Source organism: Microtetraspora malaysiensis (genome assembly GCF_001528665.1).
GTDB classification, from domain to species: Bacteria; Actinomycetota; Actinomycetes; order Streptosporangiales; family Streptosporangiaceae; genus Microtetraspora_A; species Microtetraspora_A malaysiensis.
Genome location: NZ_BBYJ01000017.1, coordinates 366,584 through 388,995, shown reverse-complemented (window position 1 = coordinate 388,995; position 22,412 = coordinate 366,584). Strand labels below are relative to the sequence as shown.

The window sequence follows — 22,412 nt, the reverse complement described above, 5'->3', positions numbered from 1 at the left end:
GACGAACCGCGGCGATGGCCGCGACCCTCCTGATCGCGATCGGCGGAACGGCCTCGGCCTCCGTGGCGTCCGCGTCCATCGGCCCCGCCTCCGGCACACCCGCGTCCCACCTCCCCGCCTCGGCCGGCACCCCGGCCCCGGTGAAGCCCAAGGGCGGCACCGTCGACCCGCGCAAGGTCAGATGGACGTCCGCCAAGCCGATCCGGAACGGCAGATATCTGCGGGTCACCTGGTGGTCCGGCGTCGAGCCCTGCACGGTGCTCGACCGGGTGCGCGTCAAGGAGACCAGGAAGCAGGTCACGGTCACCCTCTACGAGGGCCGGGGCAAGGACGCGCAGATGTGCGTGATGATCGCCGTCCGGAAGAGCACGATCGTGAAGCTCAGGGCCCCGCTCGGCGACCGCAAGGTGGTCGACGGCGCGGTGCGCTGACCGCACGGCCCACGCCCTCGACGGATCGGAGCGGATTCGGGCATTCCGCCCGCGCACCATGAGGTTGAGTCCACTAGGCTCAAGTCGTTTGACAAAGCTTGTTGGGCGACCCAATATTGAGTCGTACCGACTCAACTTTGACCACAGGGACGAACTCATGGCACGTGCGGTAGGTATCGACCTTGGGACGACCAACTCCGTCGTCTCGATCCTTGAGGGCGGTGAGCCCGCCGTCATCGCGAACGCGCAGGGCTCTCGGACCACCCCGTCCGTGGTCGCCTTCGCGAAGAACGGCGAAGTGCTGGTCGGCGAGGTCGCCAAGCGTCAGGCCGTGACCAACGTCGACCGGACGATCCGCTCGGTCAAGCGAGAGATGGGCACCGACTGGTCCGTCGAGATCGACGGCAAGAAGTTCACTCCCCAGCAGATCAGCGCCTTCGTCCTGCAGAAGCTCAAGCAGGACGCCGAGGCCTACCTGGGTGAGAAGATCACCGACGCGGTGATCACCGTCCCCGCGTACTTCAACGACGCCCAGCGGCAGGCCACCAAGGAGGCCGGCACCATCGCGGGCCTCAATGTGCTGCGCATCATCAACGAGCCGACCTCGGCCGCCCTGGCCTACGGCCTCGACAAGGAGAAGGACCAGACCATCCTGGTCTTCGACCTCGGCGGCGGCACCTTCGACGTGTCCCTGCTCGACGTCGGCCAGGAGGACGGCCACGGCTTCGTCGAGGTCCGCGCCACCAGCGGTGACAACCACCTCGGCGGCGACGACTGGGACCAGCGCGTCGTCGACGAGCTGGTGACCCGCTTCAAGAACGCGCACGGCGTCGACCTGTCCAAGGACAAGATGGCCCTCCAGCGTCTGCGTGAGGCCGCGGAGAAGGCCAAGATCGAGCTGTCCAGCCAGACTGAGACGACGATCAACCTGCCCTACATCACCGCTTCGGCCGAGGGCCCGCTGCACCTCGAGGAGAAGCTGACCCGCGCCGAGTTCCAGCGGGTCACCGCCGACCTGCTCGAGCGCTGCAAGCACCCGTTCCACCAGGTCATCAAGGACGCCGGCATCAAGGTCTCCGACATCGCCCACGTGGTGCTCGTCGGCGGCTCGACCCGCATGCCCGCCGTGACCGACCTGGTCAAGGAGCTGACCGGCGGCCAGGAGCCGAACAAGGGCGTCAACCCGGACGAGGTCGTGGCGATCGGCGCCGCGCTCCAGGCCGGCGTGCTCAAGGGCGAGGTCAAGGACGTCCTGCTGCTCGACGTGACCCCGCTGAGCCTGGGCATCGAGACCAAGGGCGGCATCTTCACCAAGATCATCGAGCGGAACACCACGATCCCGACCAAGCGGTCGGAGGTGTTCACCACCGCCGAGGACAACCAGCCGTCGGTGCAGATCCAGGTCTACCAGGGCGAGCGCGAGATCGCGGCGTACAACAAGAAGCTGGCCACGTTCGAGCTGACCGGCATCGCCCCGGCCCCACGCGGCGTCCCGCAGATCGAGGTCACCTTCGACATCGACGCGAACGGCATCGTCAACGTCGGCGCCAAGGACCTCGGCACCGGCAAGGAGCAGTCGATGACGATCACCGGCGGCTCCGCGCTCGGCAAGGACGACATCGAGCGCATGATGCGCGAGGCGGACTCCTACGCCGAAGAGGACAAGAAGCGCCGCGAGGAGGCCGAGGTCCGCAACAACGCGGACGCCCTGGTCTACCAGACGGAGAAGTTCCTGCACGACAACGACGACAAGGTCCCGGCCGACGTCAAGACCGAGGTCAACGACGCGCTCGCCGAGCTGAAGAAGACCCTTGAGGGCACCGACTCGGCCGCGATCCGCGCCGCAGCCGAGAAGCTCGCGACCGTCAGCCAGAAGATGGGGTCGGCGATCTACGCCCAGTCCCAGGCCACGCCCGGCGCCGAAGGCGCGGCGGCCTCCGGTGACGGCCAGGCGAAGGCCGACGAGGACGTCGTCGAGGCCGAGATCGTGGACGACGAGCCGAAGCGGGAGGGCGGCAACAAGTGACCGCGCGCGAGAACGGTTCCGAGCAGGAGCCGGTGATCCGCGACCACCGCAAGATCGACCCGGAGACGGGGACGGCGCGCGCCGGAGAGCCCTCCGGCGCGGCCGCCCCGGACGGGGCGGGGCAGGACGCCGGAGCTCCCGTGGCGGAGCAGGCGCCGGCCGCGGCGGGCGGCGACAACGGTGCGGACCTGCTCGCGGAGCGCACCGCCGACCTGCAGCGGTTGCACGCCGAGTACGCCAATTACCGCAGGCGGGTGGACCGGGACCGGTCCGCCGTCCGAGAGCAGGCCGTGGGCGGTGCCCTCACCGAGCTGCTGCCCGTGCTCGACGACATCGGCCGGGCCCGCGACCACGGCGAGCTCACCGGCGGGTTCGCCAAGGTGAGCGAGTTGCTGGAGGCGACCCTCGGCAAGCTCGGCCTGGTGCGGTACGGCGCGAAGGGCGACCCGTTCGACCCGAACGTGCACGAGGCGCTCCTGCACAGCTACTCCGCCGACGTCTCCGAGCCGACGTGCGTGGAGATCCTGCAGCCCGGCTACCGCATGGGCGAGCAGATCCTGCGCCCGGCCCGGGTCGCCGTCGCGGAGCCGGACGAGACCGCCGCGGCCGAAGCGGCGGGCGCCGCCGACTCCGCGGATTCCGGTGAATCCAACCAGAACTGAAACCCCTGGTTTCTCTCCCGATCCGGCAGGATCGGGAGAGAAACCGAGACACACCCCCTTGCGCGGAGGAAAGCGATAGATGAGCACCAAGGACTACCTGGAGAAGGACTATTACGCCGTCCTTGGTGTGCCCAAGTCCGCCACCGCCGCCGAGATCAAGACGGCGTACCGGAAGCTGGCCAGGCAGTACCACCCGGACGCCAACAAGGGCAACACCGAGACCGAGGAGAAGTTCAAGGAGGTCTCCGAGGCCTACGACGTGCTCTCCGACGTCAAGCGCCGTAAGGAGTACGACGAGGCGCGCACCCTCTTCGGGTCCGGGCTCGGCGGATACGCCGGCACGGGCGCGTCGCGGGGCGGCGGCTTCAACTTCGACTTCGGCGACCTGTTCTCCGGCACCGGGCAGAGCGGCAATGCGGGGGACCGCATCGGCGACCTGTTCGGCGGCCTGTTCAACCGGGGCGGTCGCTCCACGGCGACCGGCGCCACCCGGCCGCGCCGCGGACAGGACATCGAGTCCGAGGTCACGATGTCGTTCGGCGAGGCCGTCGAAGGCACCACGGTCTCGCTGCGGCTGACCAGCTCGTCCGCCTGCGGGGCGTGCAGCGGCACGGGCGCCAAGGCCGGCACCACGCCGCGCGTCTGCCCGACCTGCGAGGGCACCGGCGCGGCCAGCCGCAACCTGGGGAACTTCGCCTTCTCCGAGCCGTGCCGCGACTGCCGCGGCCGGGGTCTCATCGTGGACGACCCGTGCCCGGTCTGCGAGGGCAGCGGCCGGGGCAAGAGCACCCGCACGATCCAGGCCCGCATCCCGGCGGGGGTCGCCGACGGCCAGCGCATCCGGCTCAAGGCCAAGGGCGCGCCCGGCGAGAACGGCGGTCCCGCCGGCGACCTCTACGTCCAGGTCCACGTCAAGCCGCACCCGGTGTTCGGCCGTACGGGGGAGAACCTCACCGTGATCGTGCCGGTCACGTTCCCCGAGGCGGCGCTCGGCGCCGAGATCAAGGTGCCCACGCTGAAGGGCATGCCGGTCACCCTGCGCATCCCGGAGGGCACGCCCAACGGGCGCACGTTCCGCGTGCGCGGCCGGGGAGCCCCCCGCAAGGACGGCACCAAGGGCGACCTGCTCGTCACTGTGCAGGTGACGGTGCCGCCGCACCTCGATGACAAGGCGCGGGCAGCTTTGGAGGAGTTCCGCGACGCCACCGAGGGCATCGACCTGAGAGAAGAGCTGATCAAGCAGGCCAGAAGCGAGTGAGCGTATGGATGCCAACTTCTTCGATCTGTCCGACGACACACCGGTCTACGTCATCTCGGTTGCCGCCCAGCTCTCCGGCCTCCATCCGCAGACACTCCGGCAGTACGACCGGCTCGGCCTGGTCAGTCCGGGACGCACGGCCGGTCGCGGGCGGCTCTACTCGACGCGAGACATCGTGCTGCTGCGCGAGGTGCAACGGCTCTCCCAGGAGGACGGCATCAACCTCGCGGGGATCAAACGCATCCTCGAACTCGAAACCGAGACCCTGCGCCTGCGCGACGAGGTGGGACGGCTCCGCAGCGAGCTGACCATGATCCGCGCGCTGGTCAGATACGAACTTCCACCAGCCTGATCCGGGAATTCACGGGCCCGCGTGACGCGCGGCGGTGATCGCGCCGAGCGGTTCGGGGAGCGCAGCGCCCCTTGACCGTCCGGCGTTGAGGAACAGCCGCCGCGCCGGTCTCGCGTGCCCGCTGAGCGAAGCGAGGCCACGAACCACCATGGACTACAAGCTGACGCAGAAGAGCCAGGAGGCCCTGGCAGGGGCGGTCCGGCGGGCGGCCGCGGAGGGCAACCCCGAGGTGGCCCCCGTGCACCTCCTCACCACGCTGCTCGCCCAGACGGGCGGCACCGCCGTTCCCCTCCTGGAGGCGGTGGGCGCGGACTGGAAGCAGCTCCGGACCAAGGCCGAGGAGCTGCTCGCCGCGCTGCCCAAGGCGCAGGGCGCCACGGTGAGCGCCCCGTCGAGCTCGCGGCAGCTCCTCACCGTGCTGAACACCGCCGCCCAGCGTGCCAAGCAGCTTGAGGACGAGTACGTCTCGACCGAACACCTGCTGGTGAGCCTCGCGGCCGACGGCGGCCAGGTCGCCGACCTGCTCAAGGCGCAGGGCGCGACGCCGAGCGCGCTGCTCGACGCGTTCGAGAAGGTGCGCGGGCACGCCCGGGTCACCAGCGAGACCCCCGAGGACACCTACCGCGCCCTGGAGAAGTTCGGCGTCGATCTCACCGAGCGGGCCAGGGCGGGCAAGCTCGACCCGGTCATCGGCCGGGACACGGAGATCCGCCGGGTCATCCAGGTGCTCTCCCGCCGGACCAAGAACAACCCGGTGCTGATCGGCGAGCCCGGCGTCGGCAAGACCGCGGTGGTCGAGGGCCTGGCGCAGCGGATGATCGCCGGTGACGTGCCGGAGAGCCTCAGGAACAAGCGGCTCGTCGCGCTGGACCTCGGCTCGATGGTCGCCGGCGCGAAGTACCGCGGTGAGTTCGAGGAGCGCCTCAAGGCCGTGCTCAACGAGATCAAGGAGAGCAACGGCCAGATCGTCACCTTCATCGACGAGCTGCACACCATGGTGGGCGCGGGCGCGGCCGAGGGCGCGATGGACGCCGGCAACATGCTCAAGCCCATGCTGGCGCGCGGCGAACTCCGCATGATCGGCGCGACGACGCTCGACGAGTACCGCGAACGCATCGAGAAGGACCCCGCGCTGGAGCGCCGGTTCCAGCAGGTCTACGTGGGCGAGCCGACCGTCGAGGACACGATCGCGATCCTGCGCGGTCTGAAGGGCCGCTACGAGGCCCACCACCAGGTGCAGATCTCCGACAGCGCGCTGGTGGCCGCGGCGACGCTCTCCGACCGCTACATCACCGCGCGGTTCCTCCCGGACAAGGCCATCGACCTGGTCGACGAGTCCATGTCGCGGCTGCGCATGGAGATCGACTCCCGGCCGGTGGAGATCGACGAGCTCCAGCGCATCGTGGACCGGCTCAAGATGGAGGAGCTCGCCCTCGTCAAGGAGACCGACGAGGGAAGCCGCCAGCGACTGGAGAAGCTCCGCGAGGAGCTGGCGAACCGCCAGGAGGAGCTCAACGGCCTCGTCGGCCGATGGGAGCGCGAGAAGGCCGGGCTGAACAAGGTCGGCGAGCTGAAGAAGCAGCTCGACGAGGCGCGCGGCGCGGCCGAGCGGGCCCAGCGCGACGGCAAGTTCGAAGAGGCGTCCCGCCTGATGTACGGCGAGGTCCCCCGGCTGGAGAAGGAGCTGGCCGAGGCGACCAGGGCCGCGGAGGAGGCCGAGGAGGCCGACGAGCCGCCGATGGTGAAGGAGGAGGTCGGCCCGGACGACATCGCCGACGTCATCTCGTCCTGGACCGGCATCCCGGCCGGCCGGCTGCTCGAAGGGGAGACCGCCAAGCTGCTGCGGATGGAGGACGAGCTCGGCGGGCGTCTGATCGGCCAGCGCACGGCCGTGCAGGCCGTGTCCGACGCGGTACGGCGGGCCCGGGCGGGCATCGCCGACCCGGACCGCCCGACCGGCTCCTTCCTCTTTCTCGGCCCGACCGGCGTCGGCAAGACCGAGCTGGCCAAGGCGCTGGCCGAGTTCCTGTTCGACGACGAGCGGGCGATGACCCGCATCGACATGAGCGAGTACGGCGAGAAGCACAGCGTGGCGCGGCTCGTCGGCGCCCCTCCGGGATACGTGGGATACGAGGAGGGCGGCCAGCTCACCGAGGCCGTCCGCCGCCGGCCGTACACGGTGGTGCTGCTCGACGAGGTCGAGAAGGCGCACCCCGAGGTCTTCGACGTGCTGCTGCAGGTGCTGGACGACGGCCGGCTCACCGACGGCCAGGGCCGCACGGTGGACTTCCGGAACGCCATCCTGATCCTCACGTCCAACATCGGGTCGCAGTTCCTCGTCGATCCCAAGATGGAGAACGGCGCCAAGCGCGAGGCCGTGATGACCGCGGTCAGGGGCGCCTTCAAGCCCGAGTTCCTCAACCGGCTCGACGACGTCATCGTGTTCGACGCGCTCGGCACCGAGGAGCTGTCGCAGATCGCCGACCTGCAGGTGTCGCGTCTGGCGGCGCGGCTCGCCGACCGCCGGCTCACGCTGAGCGTCACTCCGGGTGCCCGTGAGTGGCTGGCGATGACCGGCTACGACCCCGTGTACGGCGCACGCCCGCTCCGGCGGCTGATCCAGTCGGCGATCGGCGACACGCTGGCCAAATCGTTGCTCTCCGGGGAGATCCGCGACGGCGACGACGTGGTCGTGGAGCTCGACGAGGCCGGCGACACGCTGGCTGTGCGGGCCGTTCGGTAAGGAATCCCTCACCATTGCGGCAAGCGCGCCCCTAGGAATGCCCCCGCCGGTACGTTCGGTGTTCGTAATGACACGCAACGTAATCAGGGGGGACTCGATGTCAGGAGCATCGCGAAGCGTCCGAGCGCGTCATGCCGCGCTCGCCACCGTGACCGCCGGCGTGAGCTGGTTCGCCGGCGGTCAGGCGGTCGCGGCGGCGGAACCGTGCACGGGCACGACAGCGGGTGCGACGCGCGCCGCCTGCGAGGCCGTCACCGCGAACGGCCCGGCCCGGGCCGCGCGCCTCATCACGATCGACAGGGTCGCCCGCGCGGCCGGACTGCCCGGCCTCTCCTCCGCGACCGGGGTACTGAGCATCGCCGACGCGGGCGGCGCGGCCGCGGGCCAGGGCTTCCCCGGCCTGCCCGGCTTCCCGTCGGTCTCCGCCGTGACGTCCGGCCTGCCGAGCCCGCTCGCTGTACCGGTGCGGATCCCGGAGCTGCCGGACGTTCCGGCGCTGCCCGCGATCCCCACGCGGCCCGACGCCGCCGCCGGCGAGTCCGCCCAGCCAGCCACGCAGCCCGCCACACAGCCCACCGCTCAGCCGGTCCCGGGCACCACGCAGCCGGCCCACCAGAAGCCGGGCAAGGCGGCGAAGCGGGCCGCGCGGGCGAAGGCCGAGCCGGCGGCCCCGCCGACGAAGGCGCAGAACACGCCGAAGGCCCCGGAGACACGGCCGGCCAAGAAGGACGGAGCGGTCGCCAAGATCGCCAAGCGCCTGATCGACACCACGGTCCTGCCATAGGCGGGCCGTACGCGTCCGCCCACCGGGGGGGCGGGGACGATGAAACGAGAAGGGGCCGCGGTCGCGGCCCCTTCGTCATGTTCCGGTCAGCGGGCGATGTCGAGCGAGGCGTCCAGGTCGTCCTCGGGCAGCCCGAGATCGACCCTGATGCGGTACCTGGTGCGCAACAGGGCCTCCCGCATCGTGGTGTCGGGCGGGCAGGCCGCGGCCCCCTCGGTCGCCCACTCGTGCGCGCCCGCCAGGTCCCCGTACGCGACCAGCGTCTCGGCGACGGTGAGCGCGGTGGCGGGGTTCCAGACGCTGTCGCGGATCTCGGCGATGACCTCTCGCGCCTCGTCGAGGCGGTCGAGTTCGAAGAGCGTGTCGGCGATGCCTGAGCGCGGGTCCACGAGGACCTCTCCGCCGTCTCGCGCCGCCTCGCGGAAACGATCGAGGGCCACCTCGGCTTGGCCCGTCTGCCGCCACTCCTCCGCCGCCATGACGAGTATCGCCGCCCGTGACATCTCTCCGGACTCGTAGAGCCGGGCCAGCGTGTCGAGCCGGCGTGCCAGAGCGCCGTGGTCGTCGAGCAGCAGTGCTTGGTCGAGCAGTCGATCCAGCTGTTCATGTGTCACATGCGCCACAAGGCGAGGCTATCGAGGCGGCCCACCTGTTCGCCGGACATCCGCCCGCATTCCCCATATCACGAATTGCGCTCGATTAACTACGAAGTGTGTTTGGAGGGGGGTAATCGGGCATATTGCCATGGCGCATGGCAAGCGGGGGGCGGTGATCCGGATGTTCAGGCAGGTCAGTATGACCTTCGCCTCGGCGATCGCGCTCTCCGCCGTGATCCCCGGCCTCGTCGGTTATGCCACGGCGAGGTCCGAAGCCCTGGAGCGGGCGAGCGCCGAGCTGACGCGGTTGCAGTCCGAGATGTACTCCACCGGAGCCTCGATGCGGTCGGTCGCCGCCTCCTGCCTGATCGCCCGGCCGCTGAAGCGCAAGCACGCCGTCCCCGTCCAGGTGCGCTATCGCCTGATGCCGCTCTCCGACCCCCTGTCCGACGAGGAGGATCGGCTCCGCCCGCGTCAGGACGACTGACCGCCGGATCAGCCCGCGCGGAGCTGGCGGGAGAGGTAGCCGCGCACCAGTTGCTTCGCTTCGGCGACGATGTCGGGAGCACCGTGGGGATCGCGCCGGAAGGCCAGCTTCAGCACCGCGTCACCCGCCTCGACCGCGACGAGCATGGCGCGGTCCAGCTCCTCGCTGTCGGCGAGGCCGAACTCCTTGAGCAGCAGCGCCCGGAGCCGTCCGGCGATCACCGTGTTGTTGTCCGCGACCGAGTCGATGAGGTTGAGATCCACGATGTCGCCGAAATGCAGCGACCGGAACCCCGGAACGGCCCGGTGCATCTCGACGTACTCCTCGATGATGGCGTCCACGGCGTCCCACCACCCGGTGTAGTCCTCCGTGATGAACCGGCGGCCCACCCGGGCGACGAAGAGCTCGACATGGCGCCGGGTCAGCGCCTGGGTGATCGCCCGCTTGTCCGGGAAGAACTGGTAGACCGATCCGATCGCGACACCGGCGCGCTCGGCGATGCGGGTCGTGGTGAGCGCCTCGTAGCCGATCTCGTCCAGCAGCTCGGCGCACGCGTCGAGCATCCGTTCGACGCGCCGGGCGCTGCGGCGCTGGGACGGGCGACGGCGGAGCGGGTCGGGATCGGCGGGGTCGACGTCCTCTTCAAGCTGAGTGGACATCCCTCCATATTGCCCGTTCAGTGCCTTCCGGTCAGTCCCCTCCCGGACAGTCACTCGATTTCCTGGCCGCGCCTCGACCCGGAGCGCCGGCGGCCGTCTCACTGCTCGCCGGACGGGCGGGCGGTCAGCCCCGTGCACTGGCGCAGCGACGCGTACTCGGCCAGGGCCTGCTTGCCGGCCTCGCCGATCACCGGGATGGGCACGCCGCCGTTGATGCGGGCCGGGGTCCACCGGTCCTTGAGCACCTTCCTGCCGTTGATCGTGAGGGTGAGCACGCCGGTCTTCCCGGTCTCGGGGCCCCAGTTGTAGAAGACGAAGTTGCCCAGGCCGTAGTGAACGTAGCTCCGGCCCGAGTAGCCGCCGCCGAGCAGGATGTGCGCGTGGCTGCCCACGATCACGTCGGCGCCCGCCTCCGACAGCTTGGTGGCGAGGTCGCGCTGGACATCGGTCGGGCACTTGACCAGCTCAGCGCCCCAGTGCAGGAACACGATCACCGTGTCGGAGTTCTTGCGGGCCTGGCGTACGGCCTGCAGGAGGCGCGGCTCGTTCTTGGCGGAGGCGAGGCCCGCCTTGTCGTCGGTGGCCGTCCAGGCCTGGATGAACTCGGAGTCGAGCACCTGCGTCGCGCCGATGACCGCCACCCGGTTGCCCTTCACGGTGGCCCGGAACGGCCGGTACGCCTCGGCGGCGTTCTTCCCGATGCCGATGGCGGGGAACTTGGTGCGCTTGATCGCGGCGAGCGAGTCCTGCAGCCCGCTCTCCATGTAGTCCATGCCGTGGTTGTTCGCCATGGTCACGGCGTCCACGCCGGCGGCCTTGAGCGCGCTGAAGGCGGTGGGGGGCGCGCGGAAGGTGAACTGCTTGCCCGGCGCGGGCGTGCCACCCGTGGTGATCGCGGTCTCCAGGTTGAGCACGGTCAGGTCGGACCGGCGCAGCACGTTCGCGATCGGGCCGAGCGCGGTGCGCGGGTCGTTGTTCAGCCGGGTCCGCAGCACGCCCTCGAAGTGCACGTCGCCGGCGAACGAGATCGTGTACGGCTCAGGGGTCGGCTCCGGCTCCGCCTGCGTGGGCGAGGCTTTTGTGGCGCCGGTCTTCTTGGACGCCTCCGGGATGGGCTCACCTTCCGCGGCCGTGCAGGCGGCGACCAGGAGGGTAAGGGCGACCAAAGCGGCGACGCGAATCTTCACGGAATCTGAGCATGCCATCTCTTGGCGATATCTGGGGAATAGGCCATCTTCTCGCCATCAAACTTGTAAATCTAAAAAAGCTTATCTCTTCAACTCTTCGGGGATACGGCGTCCGGAATAGGGACACGCAGGAGAGGAAGGCAACGCACCCGAAGACCGAGGTCCCCGGCGGATCTGCGCCGGGGACCTCGGTTTCGTCTGGCGGGACCCGCCCCGCGCGCCGGTCGGGTACTCGGCGGCGCTTCGAACGGGCCGCTTCAGCCGATCCGGTTCACCGGATCGGCGTGGACCCACATGGGGTCAGAGGTCGAACTCGCCGTCCTTGACACCCCCGACGAAGGCGTCCCACTCGCCGGGTGTGAAGACGAGGACAGGACCATCCTGGTCCTTGCTGTCACGGACCCCGACATGACCCTCGGGGAGCGCCGCCACTTCGACGCAGTTTCCGTTACCGGCGCTGCGGATGCTCTTACGCCATTCCGCACCGGAGAGATCGATCGAATACATTTATGGTCTTTCCCCTCAGGCGATGCACTGAGGCGATGCAGGGAAGATTCACTTCCAGCGTTCGATAGTTTGTTTGATAAGCTCCCGACTGGCGTCGACGTCGAGGGCCTCGGCCTGCAGCCGGTCGAAGGCGATCTCATAGCCGTACACGGTCTCCTCTTCTTCGACGAAGCGTGCATCGAAAAGGGACTCCAGGTACACGACGTCGCGAAACTCCGGCAACTTCAGGTGAAGAAAAGACCCGGTGTTGACCGGATGTCCGGCGTCGAGCGGAAGCACTTGAATCCGGATATTGGGCTGCCGGGAAACGGTCACCAACCGGCCGAGCTGGTCCCGCATCACCGCGGCGCCCCCAAGGCCCCGCAGGAGAACGGACTCGTCCATGACCACCCACAGGGTGAGTGGCTCGTCCTCGCGCATGATGATCTGCTGCCGGGCGGTCCTCGCCTCGACCCGGCTGCGCACACCCCCTTGCGCGAACCGCGTGATCGGCTGGGCCGCCCGGACGACCTCGAGAGCGTAGTCCTCGGTCTGGAGAAGGCCGGGCACCACCTGGGGTTCCCAGTTGCGCGCTAAGGTGGCCTCCACCTCCAGCCCCAGCAGAGTGGTGTACCCATGGGGCAAGGAGCTCTGGTAGTCCTCCCACCAGCCCTTTCGCGCGGCGTCCCGATGCAGGTCGAGCAGCTCTTGGCGCTGACCCGAATCGACCTCGTACGTCTCCAGGAGCGCCTCGACGTCCGCCTTTCGTGGCGACGTCTTGGCGGTCTCGATGCGGCTGACCTTCGCCGCCGACCAGCCGAGCTGCGCGGCGACCTGGTCCCCGGTGAGCTCGGCACGCTCCCTGAGGCGGCGAAGCTCCTGTCCGAGCCTGCGCCGACGGAGGGTAGGACTCCCGCGTTCGGACAACTCGGTCGACCTCCTCACCCGCAGTGGAGGCATACGAGGGCGGACACCCCTACTCCGAGCATCGTAATGCAATTTGCACCGTTACATGCGGCGCATCTCGGGAAGTTTGTTGCAAGTTTCCTTACGTTGAGTATTGCAAGGAAATCGCTCCGGCGTCACGATCGAACCAACAGGGGTACTCAGGGGAGTGATCGAGACACAGAAGAGCCGGGCCGGAAGGCTGCCACCGCCCGACCCGGCGGACAAACGAGAGCTCCTCATCGAAGCGGCGAAAGGGGAGTCTCCTATGCATTTCCACGGTACCAATCGGCTCTTACGAATCAAGGCCCGGCTTGGCGGCCTCGCCGGCCAGGCCGACCGGGATCTCTGCGTCGACCAGGATTGGTGGGCTCACCGCCTCGGCTGGACGGTCACCCGTACCGGATTCGGCGCCCGCCACTACCGCGACCCCCGGTTCGACCTCGTGCTCGAACTTGAGGGGGCCGCGCCGCGCGCGTAACCGCGCGACAGGGCCGGACAAGCCAGCCCCGAAGCTTGGGGGGCCTCGCTTCGGGGCTTTCCCGTGTCCACGACCGCATTGCGCCGCCGCACCCCGAACCTCACGACGCCACGCCCGGGCACCGCGCGACAGTCGGATCGTCGTCCCACGTCATCACGCCAATGGATGCACAGGGTCACCATACGACCGCGATATGTAAACAAGCGCTTGAGGGCCGGGCGTACGTTGATCACGAAGGTTAGGCTTGCCAAGGTGACCATCGCAACCCAAGAGGATCGCCTGCACGCACAGATCAGCTTCGCCATGGAGATCGACAAGCTCAAGCGCGTCATCCGGCGCAACACGCTGATCGACGGGTCGCGACGGGAGAACGGCGCCGAGCACTCCTGGCACGTCGGCATGCTGGCGATGACCATGGGTGAGCACGCCCCTCCCGGAACGGATCTGGAGCGGGTGGTCGCCCTGCTGCTCGTCCACGACCTGGTGGAGATAGACACAGGAGACTGTTTCCGTCACGACGTGCCCGGCGAGACGCGGCCCGGCCTCCAGCAGGACGGCCCCGGCCCGGACACGCTCGCCGCGGCGACCCGCATCTTCGGCCTGCTCCCCCACGACCAGCGCGTACGGCTCCGCGCGCTGTGGGACGAGTTCGAGGAGCGGCGGACGCAGGAGGCCCGGTTCGCCAAGGCGCTCGACCGGCTCGCCCCCATCCTGGCCAACCACCACAACGAGGGAGGGACCTGGGCCCTCTACAAGGTCACCGCCCGCCACCTGGCCGACAGCGTACGGATCATCCACGAGGGCTCGGCCACGCTGGGCGCCTACGCGGCCCGGATGGTCGAGTCGTCCGTCGCCCGGGGGCACCTCGCCCCCTGAGCGTCCACCGGTGTTCGCCTCTCCAGGCCGGGGGTAAGTGCTGGTACAAGGGGGCGAAAATGGACAAGACGACCAGATCGCGACGGGCGATCCGGCTGGCGCGCAAGATCCCGCCGGGGAACATCCTCGACGGACTTGAGCACACCACGGCCCTCGACCGGCCGATCCGGGTCATCGCGAAGGCCGTTCGCCGCAAGCTGGGCCCGGGGCCGGTGCGCGACCTGCTGCACGGCGTCCCCATCGGGCACCCCCTCCACCCCTCGCTGGCCACGATCACCATCGGCTGCTGGGTGGGGGCGGCGGTGGTCGACTGGGCCGACGCGGACGAGCGGGCGGCCCAGGTGCTGGTGGCCGCGGGGCTGGGCACCGCACTGCCGGCGGTGGCCGCCGGCCTGACCGACTGGTCCACCCTCCACCGCGAGCAGCAGCGCGTCGGCTTCGTCCACGCGCTGACGAACGCGACCGCGACCGGCCTCTACACCGCGTCGCTGCTCCTGCGGATGGCCGGCAAGGATCGGGCGGGCCGAATCCTCTCGTTCGCCGGGCTCGGCGCCGCGTTCGGAGGCGCCTATCTGGGCGGGCATCTCGCGTATCGGCAGGCCGCCGGCGCCAACCACGCCGAGTCGCTCAGCCACCTCGTACCGCTCGGCTGGCACGACCTGTGCGCGCTCAAGGACCTGCCCAACGGCCGGCCGGTGACCCGGCGGCTCGGCTACATCGACCTGTTCGTGCTCCGGCTCGGCGACGGCGTGAGCGTGCTGGCCGACCGCTGCTCCCACCTCGCCGGGCCGCTGCATCAGGGGCGCCTCGTCATGGAGGAGGGCGAGGCGTGCGTGGTGTGCCCCTGGCACGGCAGCGTCTTCCGCGTCTCCGACGGCACCGTGGCGCACGGCCCGGCCACCGCGCGGCAGCCCGCGTTCCAGACTCGCCTCCGCCGGGACGGCATCGTGCAGGTCCGCCCCGCGCCGTGACGGCCGGGCCCTCTCAGTCGTCGGGACGGCGTTCGTCCACGGGATGCTCGACCAGCGCGAGGATGCGGCTGGACATGAAACGCGCGGTGCGGACGGGGGTGCCGGTCCGCGTGACCTCGCTGACCTCGACGATGCCGCGGCCTGTGGTGATCTCGACCCGCCTGCCCGCCCTGGTCGCGACCACTTCGTAGGTGCGGGGGGTGCCGCCCGCATCGATGACTATTTCTACCCGGTCGCCCTTCACAAAGAAGTACATACCCGGCGAACAACCATCGATCACCTGTGCGATCCGGCGGATCGGACCGACGACCGTCGACAGGAAATATTCTGGATGACAGGATGCTGTCTCGCAGAACGCAACGAACGACAAACCGCACCGACCGGGGTGAACTGACATGGGTGATGCCGCCAGGCCCGTTCATGAGGACTCCGCCGACGCGAAGGCGGCTCCGGCCATCCAGACCGTCCAGCGTGCCGCACTGATCCTCAGCGCGTTCACGGTCAGCCGCCCCCAGCTCAGCCTGAACGAGATCACCAGCAGCCTGGGCACCAGCAAGGCGACCGCGCATCGGTACACGAAGGCGCTGCGCGAGAGCAACCTGCTGCGCTACGACGACCGCGAGGCGCTGTACTCCCTCGGCCCGCAGATCCTGACGCTGTCAGCCGCCGCGCGGGCCGGGATGCCGGTCGTCGGCATCGCCGGGCCGTACATGCAGCGGCTGGTGCGCGAGATCGACGAGACCGTGGTGCTGAGCGTCTGGGACGGCGACACGGCGGTCGTGGTGCGGGTGGACGACAACACCGACCGGATCATCCGGGTCAGCGTGCGCACCGGCTCTCGGCTGTCGCGCACCGAATCGGCCCAGGGCCGGGTCTTCTGCGCGTTCCTGCCGGAGGAGGAGGTGCCGGGGCTCGCGGAGGACGTGCAGGCGAACGCCGAGTTGCGCCGCGAGCTGGAGAAGATCCGGCGGAACAACATCTCGGCCAACACCCCGTCGGTCAACGGGGTACGCAGCATCGCGGCGCCGCTGTTCCGCGGCAACACGCTCGTCGCCGCCATGGCGATCGTCGGGACGACCGCCTCCGTTCCCGAGGGCACCCGCTCACCGCTCGCGGAGGCGCTCAAGCGGACCGCCGCCGAGGTCGGCGCCGAGCTGGGCCGCGAGGCGCGCTGACCTCTCGCCGGCGCGACCGCGCCCCGCGATACGACGAGCGCCCCCCGATCAGGCGAGCAGCTTGACGATCACGTGAGCAGCTTGGCGATCGCCACGACTCCGATGCAGACGATCACGGCGCGCAGCACCGGGGCGGGCAGTCTGCGGCCCAGCCGGGCGCCCACGAACCCGCCGACCCCGGTGCCCAGCGCGACCAGGAGCGCGGCGAGCCAGTCCACCTGCGTGACCAGGGAGAACAGGATCGCGGCCGTCAGGTTGACCAGCAGCGACAGGAAGTTCTTCGCCGCGTTGATCCGTTGCAGTTCCTCGTCGAGGAAGATCCCGAGCAGGCCGATCAGCACGACGCCCTGGGCAGCGCCGAAATATCCGCCGTAGATGCCGGCGCCGAGCACGGTCAGCCACAGCCAGGGGCCGCCGTGCGGGTGCGTACGCCGTCCGGCCAGCCAGCCGTTGAGCTTCGGCTGCACGACGACCAGCACGCAGGCAGCCCCGATCAGAACGGGGACGATGAACTTGAAGACCGTCTCGGGCAGCCGGAGCAGCAGCACCGCGCCGATGAGCGAGCCGATGACGGACGCCACGCCGAGCCGCAGCAGCCGGGAACGCTGGCCGGTGAGCTCGGGCCGGTAGCCCAGCACGCCGGTCACGCCGCCGGGGACCATCCCGATGTTGTTGGAGACGTTCGCCACGACGGGAGGCAGGCCGACCGCCAGCAACGTGGGAAACGTGATGAGCGAGCCCGATCCGACGACCACGTTGATGCCACCGGCCCCGACCCCGGCCGCGAAGACCGCGACCGCCTCCAACGGCGTCAAGTCCTGCTCCCTCGAACGGCTATCGCCCGATGGTAGATGGAGGTCCGCCGCGATTGTCCAGCCGGGGTACGGCGAGGCCGACCGCCGGCCGGGAGGCACAACCTCCGTCCGCCGACCGGCCGCGCGGGAAGGCGGCCGGTCGGCGACGACGTCGATCAGCCCGGCCCTGGCGGCCGCCCGTGCCGGTCAGAACGGACGGTCGGCCGTGCCGGTCAGAACGGACGGTCGGTCGTGCCGGTCAGAACGGGCGGGCGTACCAGCGGTCGCCGGACCCGCGCTCAAGCCGCAGCGGCACGCCGAACGTGCGGGACAGGTTGTCCCCGGTCATCACCGACTCCACCGGCCCCTGGGCGACCACGGAGCCGTGGCGCAGCAGCATCACGTGGGTGAATCCGCTCGGGATCTCCTCGACGTGATGGGTGACCAGGACCATCGTCGGCGCCTTGGGGTCGCGAGCCAGCCCGCCGAGACGGCGGACGAGGTCCTCGCGCCCGGCCACGTCGAGCCCGGCGGCGGGCTCGTCGAGCAGCAGCAGCTCGGGGTCCGGCATCAGGGCGCGGGCGATCTGCACCCGCTTGCGTTCTCCCTCGGAGAGGGTGCCGAAGCGCCGCCTGATCAGGTGGGCGCAGCCGAGCTGGTCGATGAGCTCGACCGCGCGGGTGACGTCGTGGGAGTCGTACTCCTCGTTCCACCGGCCGAGGATGGCGTAGGAAGCGGTCAGCACCAGGTCGATGACCTTCTCGTCCGGCGGCACCCGCTCGGCCAGCGCCGAGCTGGCGAGGCCGATCCGGGGGCGCAGGTCGAAGACGTCGGCCTGGCCGAGCCGCTCGCCGAGGATCTCGACCGCTCCCTCGGCGGGGAAGAGCAGCGCCGCAGCCACCTGCAGCAACGTGGTCTTGCCCGCTCCGTTGGGGCCGATGACGACCCAGCGCTCGTCCTCGCGGACGGACCAGTCGATGGCGCGCAACAGCGCGGCGCCGTCCCTGCGAACCGTGACATCCCGCAGCCGCAGCACCTGACCGCCCATGTGGCCCCCTCCTGTGGTTACTCAGATAAAACTATTGCAGCCGGTCGGCATATCGTGGATCGGGTGCGCATGGATTCACCGATCTCAGCCGTCCTCGTCTCGTGGGGGAACGCCTGGCTGGGCGGGCACGTCGGGCTGGACGAGGCCGTGGACCACGTCGAGCGGGCCGGCGGCCCCCAGGTCGTGGCCGACGGGCCGCGGGAGTCGACGCTCCGCGCGTTCCTCGCCGAGCTCCGCTCCGAAGGGCTCGGTTCGTTCCGATTGGCCCTGCCGGTGCCCGGCGACCCGCTCGGGCTGGCCGGGCCGCCCGCGTTCAACATGAGCGCCATCGACGCCGGCCAGGCCGTGATCGCCGTGCTGCGCGGCCGTCGCCTCGGCCTGGTGCCCGCACCGGACCGGCGCGGCTCCTCGTATGCCGGGGTGCGCTGGACGGCCGTCGAGTCGGCGGACAGCGAGCCCTACGTACCGTCGCTGGCGGAGGCCGAGCAGGCGCTCACCGGCGCGATGCGCGCCGCCACCGACGCCCTGCGTGGCGTGGCGGGGCCCGCCCCCGGCGCGCCAAGCCTGAGGGACGCCCACGAGACGCTCGCCCCGGGCTATCCGGGACGGGCCCACCGGGTGGGCGCGCTCGCCGCGCGGCTGTCCGAGGCGCTCCGCCTCGCCGGGGAGCGCGGCCTGACCTCCGGCCAGCTCGCCGCACGCGGCGAGGCCCTGCGCGAGCTGGACCGGGCCGTACGGCGGGCACGGGTCGCCGCCCACCACGCCATCGTGGAGGGGCAGCCGCAGGGCTGACCCCTCAGCCGAGGCCATGCCGTACCGCGTAGAGGGCGGCCTGGGTGCGGTCTTGCACGCCGAGCTTCATCAGGACGTTGGAGACGTGGGTCTTCACGGTCTTCTCCGCGACGAGCAGCTCTCTGGCGATCTCGCGATTGGACCGGCCTCCGGCGATCAGCCGCAGCACCTCGCGCTCCCGCTCCGTCAGGGCCGCGCCGGCGTCGGCCGCGGGGCGGTCGTCGCCGGAGATCATGGCCTCGGCCGCCTCGGGCGCGAGCAGCACCTGCCCCCCGTGGACCGCCCGGATGGCCTGGACGAGGGCGGTGGGATCGACGTCCTTGTACAGGAATCCGGCCGCGCCGGCCCGCATCGCGGGCGCGACGTCCGCGCGGTCGCTGACCGAGGTCAACACGATCACCCTGGTGCCGAGGGCGCCGGCGGAGCCGAGCCGGGTCAGCGCGCCCAGGCCGTCGAGCACGGGCATCTTGAGGTCGAGGAGCAGGATGTCCGGCCGCAGCGACTCGGTCAGCGCGACCGCCTCCGCGCCGTCGGCGGCCTCGCCCACCACGGCCAGGTCCTCCTGGATCTCCAGGAAGGTGCGCAGACCCTGGCGGACGACGGGATGGTCGTCGGCGATCAGGACGTGGATCATGCGGGCACCACCAGCCGTACCGTGGTGCCCGCCCCGGGCGCGGACACCACCTCCAGCGATCCCCGGGCGTTCTCCGCGCGGTCGCGCATCGAGGCCAGACCGAGCCCCTTGACCGGGTCGGCGTCCGGTTCGAATCCCTTCCCGTCGTCGCCGACCTCCAGGACCAGCGCGCCGTCGCGGCGCGAGAGCCGTACGTCGACGTGGGCGGCCTCGGCGTGCCGTACCGCGTTGTGCAGGGCTTCCTGCGCCACCCGCAGCACCGTCACCTCGGCCATGACGTCGGCTCTGGCGGCGGACGGGTCGCCGTCGAAGGTGAACCGGGCCGACACCGGATGCAGCCGGTCGAGCAGGTGGACGTGCTTGCGCAGGGTCTCGACCAGGCCGTGCCGGTCCAGCTCGGCCGGGCGCAACTCGACGATCACCGCGCGCAGCTCGGCCAGGGCCTCACCCGCCAGGCGCTGGACCTGATCGATCTCCCGGGCGGCCCGGCCGGGATCGGTCTCCAGCAGCGACCCGGCCGCCTGCGCGGTCAGCCGCAGCGAGAAGAGCTTCTGCGACACCGCGTCGTGGAGCTCGTGCGCCATACGGGTGCGCTCCTCGATCACGGTCAGCTCGCGCCCCCGCTCGTACAGCCGGGCGTTGATGATGGCGATGGCGGCGTGTGCCGCGAACATGGTGAGCAGGCCCTCGTCGGCGGCGGTGAACCCGCCCGGCGTCCGCTTGTTGGAGAGGAAGATGATGCCGAGGACCTGGTCGCCGTCCCGGATGGGCACGCCGAGGAAGTCCTTGAGCACGGGATGCGCCCGCGGCCACCACTCGAACCGGGGATCCCGGCGGATGTCGGCCAGCCGGACCGGATCGCCGTCGCGCAGCATCGCGCCGAGCATCCCGTGCTGGCGCGGAGTGGGGCCGATGGCCTCCCATTCCTCCTCGGAGATGCCCTCGGCGACGAACTCGGCGAACGCGCCCTGGTCATCGGGGACGCCGAGCGCGGCGTAGCGCGCGTCGAGCAGCCGGCTCGCCGACCGAACGATAACCTGCAGCACCTCGCGCACCGACAGGTGACGGGTGACCGCGAGCACGGCCGAGCTGACCGCGTGCAGGACGGCGTCGCGCGCGGGGGCGTCGCACTCGCCGACCGGGGGCGGTTGAGGTGTTCGCTCGGGCACGCCCCCACCATATGGGGGGCTTGCGGCATCGCCGCGCCCGCCCGCTCACGTGACGGCCCGCCCGCGCGTCCTGGGCGGGTTGGACAACGGTCCTAGGGCCAACTGCCGAGGCGGAGCGGGGCCTCTCGCCCGATGTGCGACGACCGCCCGGTTTCTAGCGTCAGCGGCATGAAGCACGCACTCATCACCGGCGCCTCCCGCGGCCTCGGGCTGGCGCTCGCCCGGGCGCTCGCCGCGGAAGGCTGGGCCCTCACCCTCACCGCCCGGAGCGAGGAGGACCTCCACTCCGCCGCCTTCGACCTCGACACCTCCGCCGACGTGGCGGCCATCGCGGGCGACGTGGCCGACCCCGCCCACCGGGCCCGCCTCGCGGAAGCCGCACCCCGGCTCGATCTCCTGGTGAACAACGCGAGCGGGCTGGGGCCGACGCCGCTTCCCACACTGGCCGGATATCCGCTCGACGGGCTGCGCGACCTGTTCGAGACCAACGTGATCGCGCCGCTCGCGCTGATCCAGGCCACGCTGCCCGCCCTCCGCCAATCAGGTGGAGCGGTGCTGAACATCTCCTCCGACGCGGCCGTCGAGCCGTACGAGGGCTGGGGCGGCTATGGCGCGACGAAGGCCGCGCTCGACCAGGTCTCGAACGTACTGGCCGTCGAGGAGCCGGACGTCGCAATCTGGTGGGTCGATCCCGGTGAGATGCGTACGCGGATGCTCGCCGACGCGGTCGGCGCCGAGGAAGCGGCCGCCGCCCCCGAGCCGGAGACCGTCGCCCCCGCGCTGCTGCGCCTCGTCGCCGCCCGCCCGGCCAGCGGCCGGTTCACGAGGGACGCGCTGGAATGAGCCCGGCCGTCGACTTCACGCTGCCCGCCGTACTGGAGGCACACGAGCCGCCGGAGGCGCGCGGCCTCGGGCGGGACGGTGTGCGGATGCTCGTCTCGCGCAAAGACACCGGGGAGATCGCGCATCGGGCGTTCCGGGATCTGCCGGGGATCCTCGCGCCGGGCGACCTCCTCGTGGTGAACAACTCGGCGACCACGGCGGCGGCGGTGCGGCTCGACCGCCTGGCGGTGCACTTCTCCGGCGAGCTGCCCGGCGGGGAGTGGCTGGTCGAGCTGCGCAGTCGCACGGAGCGCGGGACCGTGCCCTACACGGGCGGGTCGCCGGGAGAGTGGCTTCCCCTGCCCGGGCAGGCCACGCTGCGGCTGCTGCGCCGGGAGACGCCCCGTCTGTGGCGGGCGGAACTGGACCGCGACGTGCCGGGCTACCTGCGCAAACACGGCGTGCCGATCCGCTACTCGTACGTGGAGCGGGACTGGCCGCTGGACCACTATCAGACGGTGTTCGGCGTCACGCCGGGCAGCGCCGAGATGCCGAGCGCGGGCCGTCCCTTCACCGCCGAGCTGGTCACCGCCCTGGTCGCGCGTGGCGTCGTGGTCGCGCCGGTCACGCTGCACACCGGCGTGGCGTCGCCGGAGAAGGACGAGCCTCCCTATCCCGAGCGCTTCCGGGTGACCGAGTCCACCGCCCGGCTGGTGAACCTGACCCGCGAGGGCGGCGGACGGGTCGTCGCCGTGGGCACCACGGTGGTGCGCGCCCTGGAGAGCGCGGCGCGGACCGGTGTGGTGGAGGCGGCGGAGGGGTGGACGTCGCACGTCGTGACACCCTCCGAAGGCGTACGGGCGGTGGACGGGCTGATCACCGGACTGCACGAGCCGCGCTCCAGCCATCTGATGATGCTGTCCGCCGTCGCCGGGCGCGAGCTGCTGTCGCGCTCCTATCAGGCGGCGCTGGACGGCGGCTACCTCTGGCACGAGTTCGGCGACACGCACCTCATCCTTTAGCCGGTCAAAGAA

At 70.7% G+C, this 22,412-nt stretch carries 25 protein-coding genes; 15 read left to right on the top strand and 10 right to left on the bottom strand.

Features of this window, described 5'->3' with window-relative positions:
- Positions 1-14 precede the first annotated feature (14 nt).
- From AWQ71_RS23440 to AWQ71_RS23410, 7 genes are all read left to right on the top strand, one after another.
- The gene (locus AWQ71_RS23440) at positions 15-431 is read left to right on the top strand and encodes a hypothetical protein (protein ID WP_067136648.1); all 417 of its coding nucleotides are present in this window, start codon (positions 15-17) and stop codon (positions 429-431) included.
- Between the two features lie 157 nt (positions 432-588).
- Entirely contained in the window at positions 589-2,457 is a 1,869-nt protein-coding gene (dnaK, locus tag AWQ71_RS23435) for a molecular chaperone DnaK (RefSeq protein ID WP_067136646.1), read from the top strand.
- On the top strand, positions 2,454-3,119 hold the full coding sequence (gene grpE, locus AWQ71_RS23430) for a nucleotide exchange factor GrpE (RefSeq protein ID WP_067136644.1): 666 nt from the start codon (positions 2,454-2,456) through the stop codon (positions 3,117-3,119). The genes dnaK and grpE overlap by 4 nt, the downstream gene beginning before the upstream one ends.
- 79 nt (positions 3,120-3,198) lie before the next feature.
- On the top strand, positions 3,199-4,377 hold the full coding sequence (dnaJ, locus tag AWQ71_RS23425) for a molecular chaperone DnaJ (protein ID WP_067136642.1): 1,179 nt from the start codon (positions 3,199-3,201) through the stop codon (positions 4,375-4,377).
- 4 nt (positions 4,378-4,381) lie between these two features.
- Positions 4,382-4,729: a heat shock protein transcriptional repressor HspR gene (locus AWQ71_RS23420; RefSeq protein ID WP_067136640.1), complete on the top strand. Its 348-nt coding sequence runs from the start codon at positions 4,382-4,384 to the stop codon at positions 4,727-4,729.
- 148 nt (positions 4,730-4,877) lie between these two features.
- The gene (gene clpB, locus AWQ71_RS23415) at positions 4,878-7,472 is read left to right on the top strand and encodes an ATP-dependent chaperone ClpB (RefSeq protein ID WP_067136635.1); all 2,595 of its coding nucleotides are present in this window, start codon (positions 4,878-4,880) and stop codon (positions 7,470-7,472) included.
- Positions 7,473-7,632: 160 nt separating this feature from the next.
- Positions 7,633-8,256 carry a hypothetical protein gene (locus tag AWQ71_RS23410; protein ID WP_157570507.1) on the top strand — a complete coding sequence of 208 codons (624 nt, stop codon included), beginning with the start codon at positions 7,633-7,635 and terminating at the stop codon, positions 8,254-8,256.
- An 86-nt stretch (positions 8,257-8,342) separates the two neighbouring features.
- Here AWQ71_RS23410 and AWQ71_RS23405 read toward each other — a convergent pair whose 3' ends face one another.
- Positions 8,343-8,879, bottom strand: a complete 537-nt coding sequence (locus AWQ71_RS23405; RefSeq protein WP_067136629.1) for a hypothetical protein — start codon at positions 8,877-8,879, stop codon at positions 8,343-8,345.
- A 154-nt stretch (positions 8,880-9,033) separates the two neighbouring features.
- Here AWQ71_RS23405 and AWQ71_RS23400 point away from each other — a divergent pair, with 154 nt between their 5' ends.
- Positions 9,034-9,339, top strand: coding sequence for a hypothetical protein (locus AWQ71_RS23400; RefSeq protein WP_157570506.1), 306 nt, complete (start codon positions 9,034-9,036; stop codon positions 9,337-9,339).
- 8 nt (positions 9,340-9,347) lie between these two features.
- On the opposite strand, the gene AWQ71_RS23395 is transcribed toward AWQ71_RS23400, so the two are convergent.
- The 4 genes from AWQ71_RS23395 to AWQ71_RS23380 form a co-directional block, all read right to left on the bottom strand.
- A complete protein-coding gene (locus AWQ71_RS23395) occupies positions 9,348-9,998 on the bottom strand; it encodes a TetR/AcrR family transcriptional regulator (protein WP_067136625.1) in 651 nt (216 codons plus the stop codon).
- Positions 9,999-10,096: 98 nt separating this feature from the next.
- On the bottom strand, positions 10,097-11,203 hold the full coding sequence (locus AWQ71_RS23390; protein WP_067136623.1) for a CapA family protein: 1,107 nt from the start codon (positions 11,201-11,203) through the stop codon (positions 10,097-10,099).
- A gap of 282 nt (positions 11,204-11,485) precedes the next feature.
- Positions 11,486-11,692 carry a DUF397 domain-containing protein gene (locus AWQ71_RS23385; RefSeq protein WP_067136621.1) on the bottom strand — a complete coding sequence of 69 codons (207 nt, stop codon included), beginning with the start codon at positions 11,690-11,692 and terminating at the stop codon, positions 11,486-11,488.
- Positions 11,693-11,740: 48 nt separating this feature from the next.
- The gene (locus tag AWQ71_RS23380) at positions 11,741-12,598 is read right to left on the bottom strand and encodes a helix-turn-helix domain-containing protein (protein WP_084259210.1); all 858 of its coding nucleotides are present in this window, start codon (positions 12,596-12,598) and stop codon (positions 11,741-11,743) included.
- A gap of 286 nt (positions 12,599-12,884) precedes the next feature.
- Between AWQ71_RS23380 and AWQ71_RS23375 the strand changes: the two genes are divergently transcribed.
- From AWQ71_RS23375 to AWQ71_RS23365, 3 genes are all read left to right on the top strand, one after another.
- Complete coding sequence (locus tag AWQ71_RS23375; RefSeq protein ID WP_067136613.1) at positions 12,885-13,097, top strand: hypothetical protein; 213 nt, start codon at positions 12,885-12,887, stop codon at positions 13,095-13,097.
- A gap of 303 nt (positions 13,098-13,400) precedes the next feature.
- The gene (locus AWQ71_RS23370) at positions 13,401-13,973 is read left to right on the top strand and encodes an HD domain-containing protein (RefSeq protein ID WP_067136858.1); all 573 of its coding nucleotides are present in this window, start codon (positions 13,401-13,403) and stop codon (positions 13,971-13,973) included.
- A gap of 59 nt (positions 13,974-14,032) precedes the next feature.
- Positions 14,033-14,944: a Rieske (2Fe-2S) protein gene (locus AWQ71_RS23365; RefSeq protein WP_067136611.1), complete on the top strand. Its 912-nt coding sequence runs from the start codon at positions 14,033-14,035 to the stop codon at positions 14,942-14,944.
- Positions 14,945-14,957: 13 nt separating this feature from the next.
- On the opposite strand, the gene AWQ71_RS23360 is transcribed toward AWQ71_RS23365, so the two are convergent.
- A complete protein-coding gene (locus AWQ71_RS23360; RefSeq protein WP_245658424.1) occupies positions 14,958-15,314 on the bottom strand; it encodes a DUF8836 family protein in 357 nt (118 codons plus the stop codon).
- Between the two features lie 25 nt (positions 15,315-15,339).
- Here AWQ71_RS23360 and AWQ71_RS23355 point away from each other — a divergent pair, with 25 nt between their 5' ends.
- Positions 15,340-16,119 (top strand): IclR family transcriptional regulator, encoded by a 780-nt coding sequence (locus AWQ71_RS23355; protein WP_067136609.1) that lies wholly within the window; start codon positions 15,340-15,342, stop codon positions 16,117-16,119.
- Positions 16,120-16,187: 68 nt separating this feature from the next.
- Here AWQ71_RS23355 and AWQ71_RS23350 read toward each other — a convergent pair whose 3' ends face one another.
- Together AWQ71_RS23350 and AWQ71_RS23345 are read right to left on the bottom strand one after the other, a co-directional pair.
- Positions 16,188-16,934, bottom strand: a complete 747-nt coding sequence (locus tag AWQ71_RS23350) for a sulfite exporter TauE/SafE family protein (RefSeq protein ID WP_067136604.1) — start codon at positions 16,932-16,934, stop codon at positions 16,188-16,190.
- Positions 16,935-17,172: 238 nt separating this feature from the next.
- Positions 17,173-17,961 carry an ABC transporter ATP-binding protein gene (locus AWQ71_RS23345; RefSeq protein ID WP_067136602.1) on the bottom strand — a complete coding sequence of 263 codons (789 nt, stop codon included), beginning with the start codon at positions 17,959-17,961 and terminating at the stop codon, positions 17,173-17,175.
- 69 nt (positions 17,962-18,030) lie between these two features.
- On the opposite strand from AWQ71_RS23345, the gene AWQ71_RS23340 reads away from it, so the two are divergent.
- Positions 18,031-18,753, top strand: coding sequence for an Rv1486c family protein (locus AWQ71_RS23340; RefSeq protein WP_067136600.1), 723 nt, complete (start codon positions 18,031-18,033; stop codon positions 18,751-18,753).
- Between the two features lie 4 nt (positions 18,754-18,757).
- On the opposite strand, the gene AWQ71_RS23335 is transcribed toward AWQ71_RS23340, so the two are convergent.
- Together AWQ71_RS23335 and AWQ71_RS23330 are read right to left on the bottom strand one after the other, a co-directional pair.
- Complete coding sequence (locus AWQ71_RS23335; RefSeq protein ID WP_067136598.1) at positions 18,758-19,387, bottom strand: response regulator; 630 nt, start codon at positions 19,385-19,387, stop codon at positions 18,758-18,760.
- Positions 19,384-20,556, bottom strand: coding sequence for a GAF domain-containing sensor histidine kinase (locus AWQ71_RS23330; RefSeq protein WP_084259184.1), 1,173 nt, complete (start codon positions 20,554-20,556; stop codon positions 19,384-19,386). Before AWQ71_RS23330 ends, AWQ71_RS23335 begins: the two co-directional genes overlap by 4 nt.
- A gap of 168 nt (positions 20,557-20,724) precedes the next feature.
- On the opposite strand from AWQ71_RS23330, the gene AWQ71_RS23325 reads away from it, so the two are divergent.
- Positions 20,725-21,399: an SDR family NAD(P)-dependent oxidoreductase gene (locus AWQ71_RS23325; RefSeq protein WP_067136596.1), complete on the top strand. Its 675-nt coding sequence runs from the start codon at positions 20,725-20,727 to the stop codon at positions 21,397-21,399.
- A complete protein-coding gene (locus AWQ71_RS23320) occupies positions 21,396-22,400 on the top strand; it encodes an S-adenosylmethionine:tRNA ribosyltransferase-isomerase (protein WP_067136588.1) in 1,005 nt (334 codons plus the stop codon). Before AWQ71_RS23325 ends, AWQ71_RS23320 begins: the two co-directional genes overlap by 4 nt.
- Positions 22,401-22,412: the final 12 nt, after the last annotated feature.

Coding starts and splice junctions, on each gene's coding strand:
- AWQ71_RS23345 (WP_067136602.1), bottom strand. CDS start 17,961: ATGGGCGGTCAGGTGCTGCGGCTGCGGGATGTCACGGTTCGCAGGGAC.
- dnaJ (WP_067136642.1), top strand. CDS start 3,199: ATGAGCACCAAGGACTACCTGGAGAAGGACTATTACGCCGTCCTTGGT.
- AWQ71_RS23325 (WP_067136596.1), top strand. CDS start 20,725: ATGAAGCACGCACTCATCACCGGCGCCTCCCGCGGCCTCGGGCTGGCG.
- dnaK (WP_067136646.1), top strand. CDS start 589: ATGGCACGTGCGGTAGGTATCGACCTTGGGACGACCAACTCCGTCGTC.
- AWQ71_RS23395 (WP_067136625.1), bottom strand. CDS start 9,998: ATGTCCACTCAGCTTGAAGAGGACGTCGACCCCGCCGATCCCGACCCG.
- AWQ71_RS23335 (WP_067136598.1), bottom strand. CDS start 19,387: ATGATCCACGTCCTGATCGCCGACGACCATCCCGTCGTCCGCCAGGGT.
- AWQ71_RS23440 (WP_067136648.1), top strand. CDS start 15: ATGGCCGCGACCCTCCTGATCGCGATCGGCGGAACGGCCTCGGCCTCC.
- AWQ71_RS23340 (WP_067136600.1), top strand. CDS start 18,031: ATGGATTCACCGATCTCAGCCGTCCTCGTCTCGTGGGGGAACGCCTGG.
- AWQ71_RS23420 (WP_067136640.1), top strand. CDS start 4,382: ATGGATGCCAACTTCTTCGATCTGTCCGACGACACACCGGTCTACGTC.
- AWQ71_RS23390 (WP_067136623.1), bottom strand. CDS start 11,203: ATGGCATGCTCAGATTCCGTGAAGATTCGCGTCGCCGCTTTGGTCGCC.
- AWQ71_RS23370 (WP_067136858.1), top strand. CDS start 13,401: ATGGAGATCGACAAGCTCAAGCGCGTCATCCGGCGCAACACGCTGATC.
- clpB (WP_067136635.1), top strand. CDS start 4,878: ATGGACTACAAGCTGACGCAGAAGAGCCAGGAGGCCCTGGCAGGGGCG.
- AWQ71_RS23355 (WP_067136609.1), top strand. CDS start 15,340: ATGGGTGATGCCGCCAGGCCCGTTCATGAGGACTCCGCCGACGCGAAG.
- AWQ71_RS23400 (WP_157570506.1), top strand. CDS start 9,034: ATGTTCAGGCAGGTCAGTATGACCTTCGCCTCGGCGATCGCGCTCTCC.
- AWQ71_RS23320 (WP_067136588.1), top strand. CDS start 21,396: ATGAGCCCGGCCGTCGACTTCACGCTGCCCGCCGTACTGGAGGCACAC.
- AWQ71_RS23375 (WP_067136613.1), top strand. CDS start 12,885: ATGCATTTCCACGGTACCAATCGGCTCTTACGAATCAAGGCCCGGCTT.
- AWQ71_RS23365 (WP_067136611.1), top strand. CDS start 14,033: ATGGACAAGACGACCAGATCGCGACGGGCGATCCGGCTGGCGCGCAAG.
- AWQ71_RS23385 (WP_067136621.1), bottom strand. CDS start 11,692: ATGTATTCGATCGATCTCTCCGGTGCGGAATGGCGTAAGAGCATCCGC.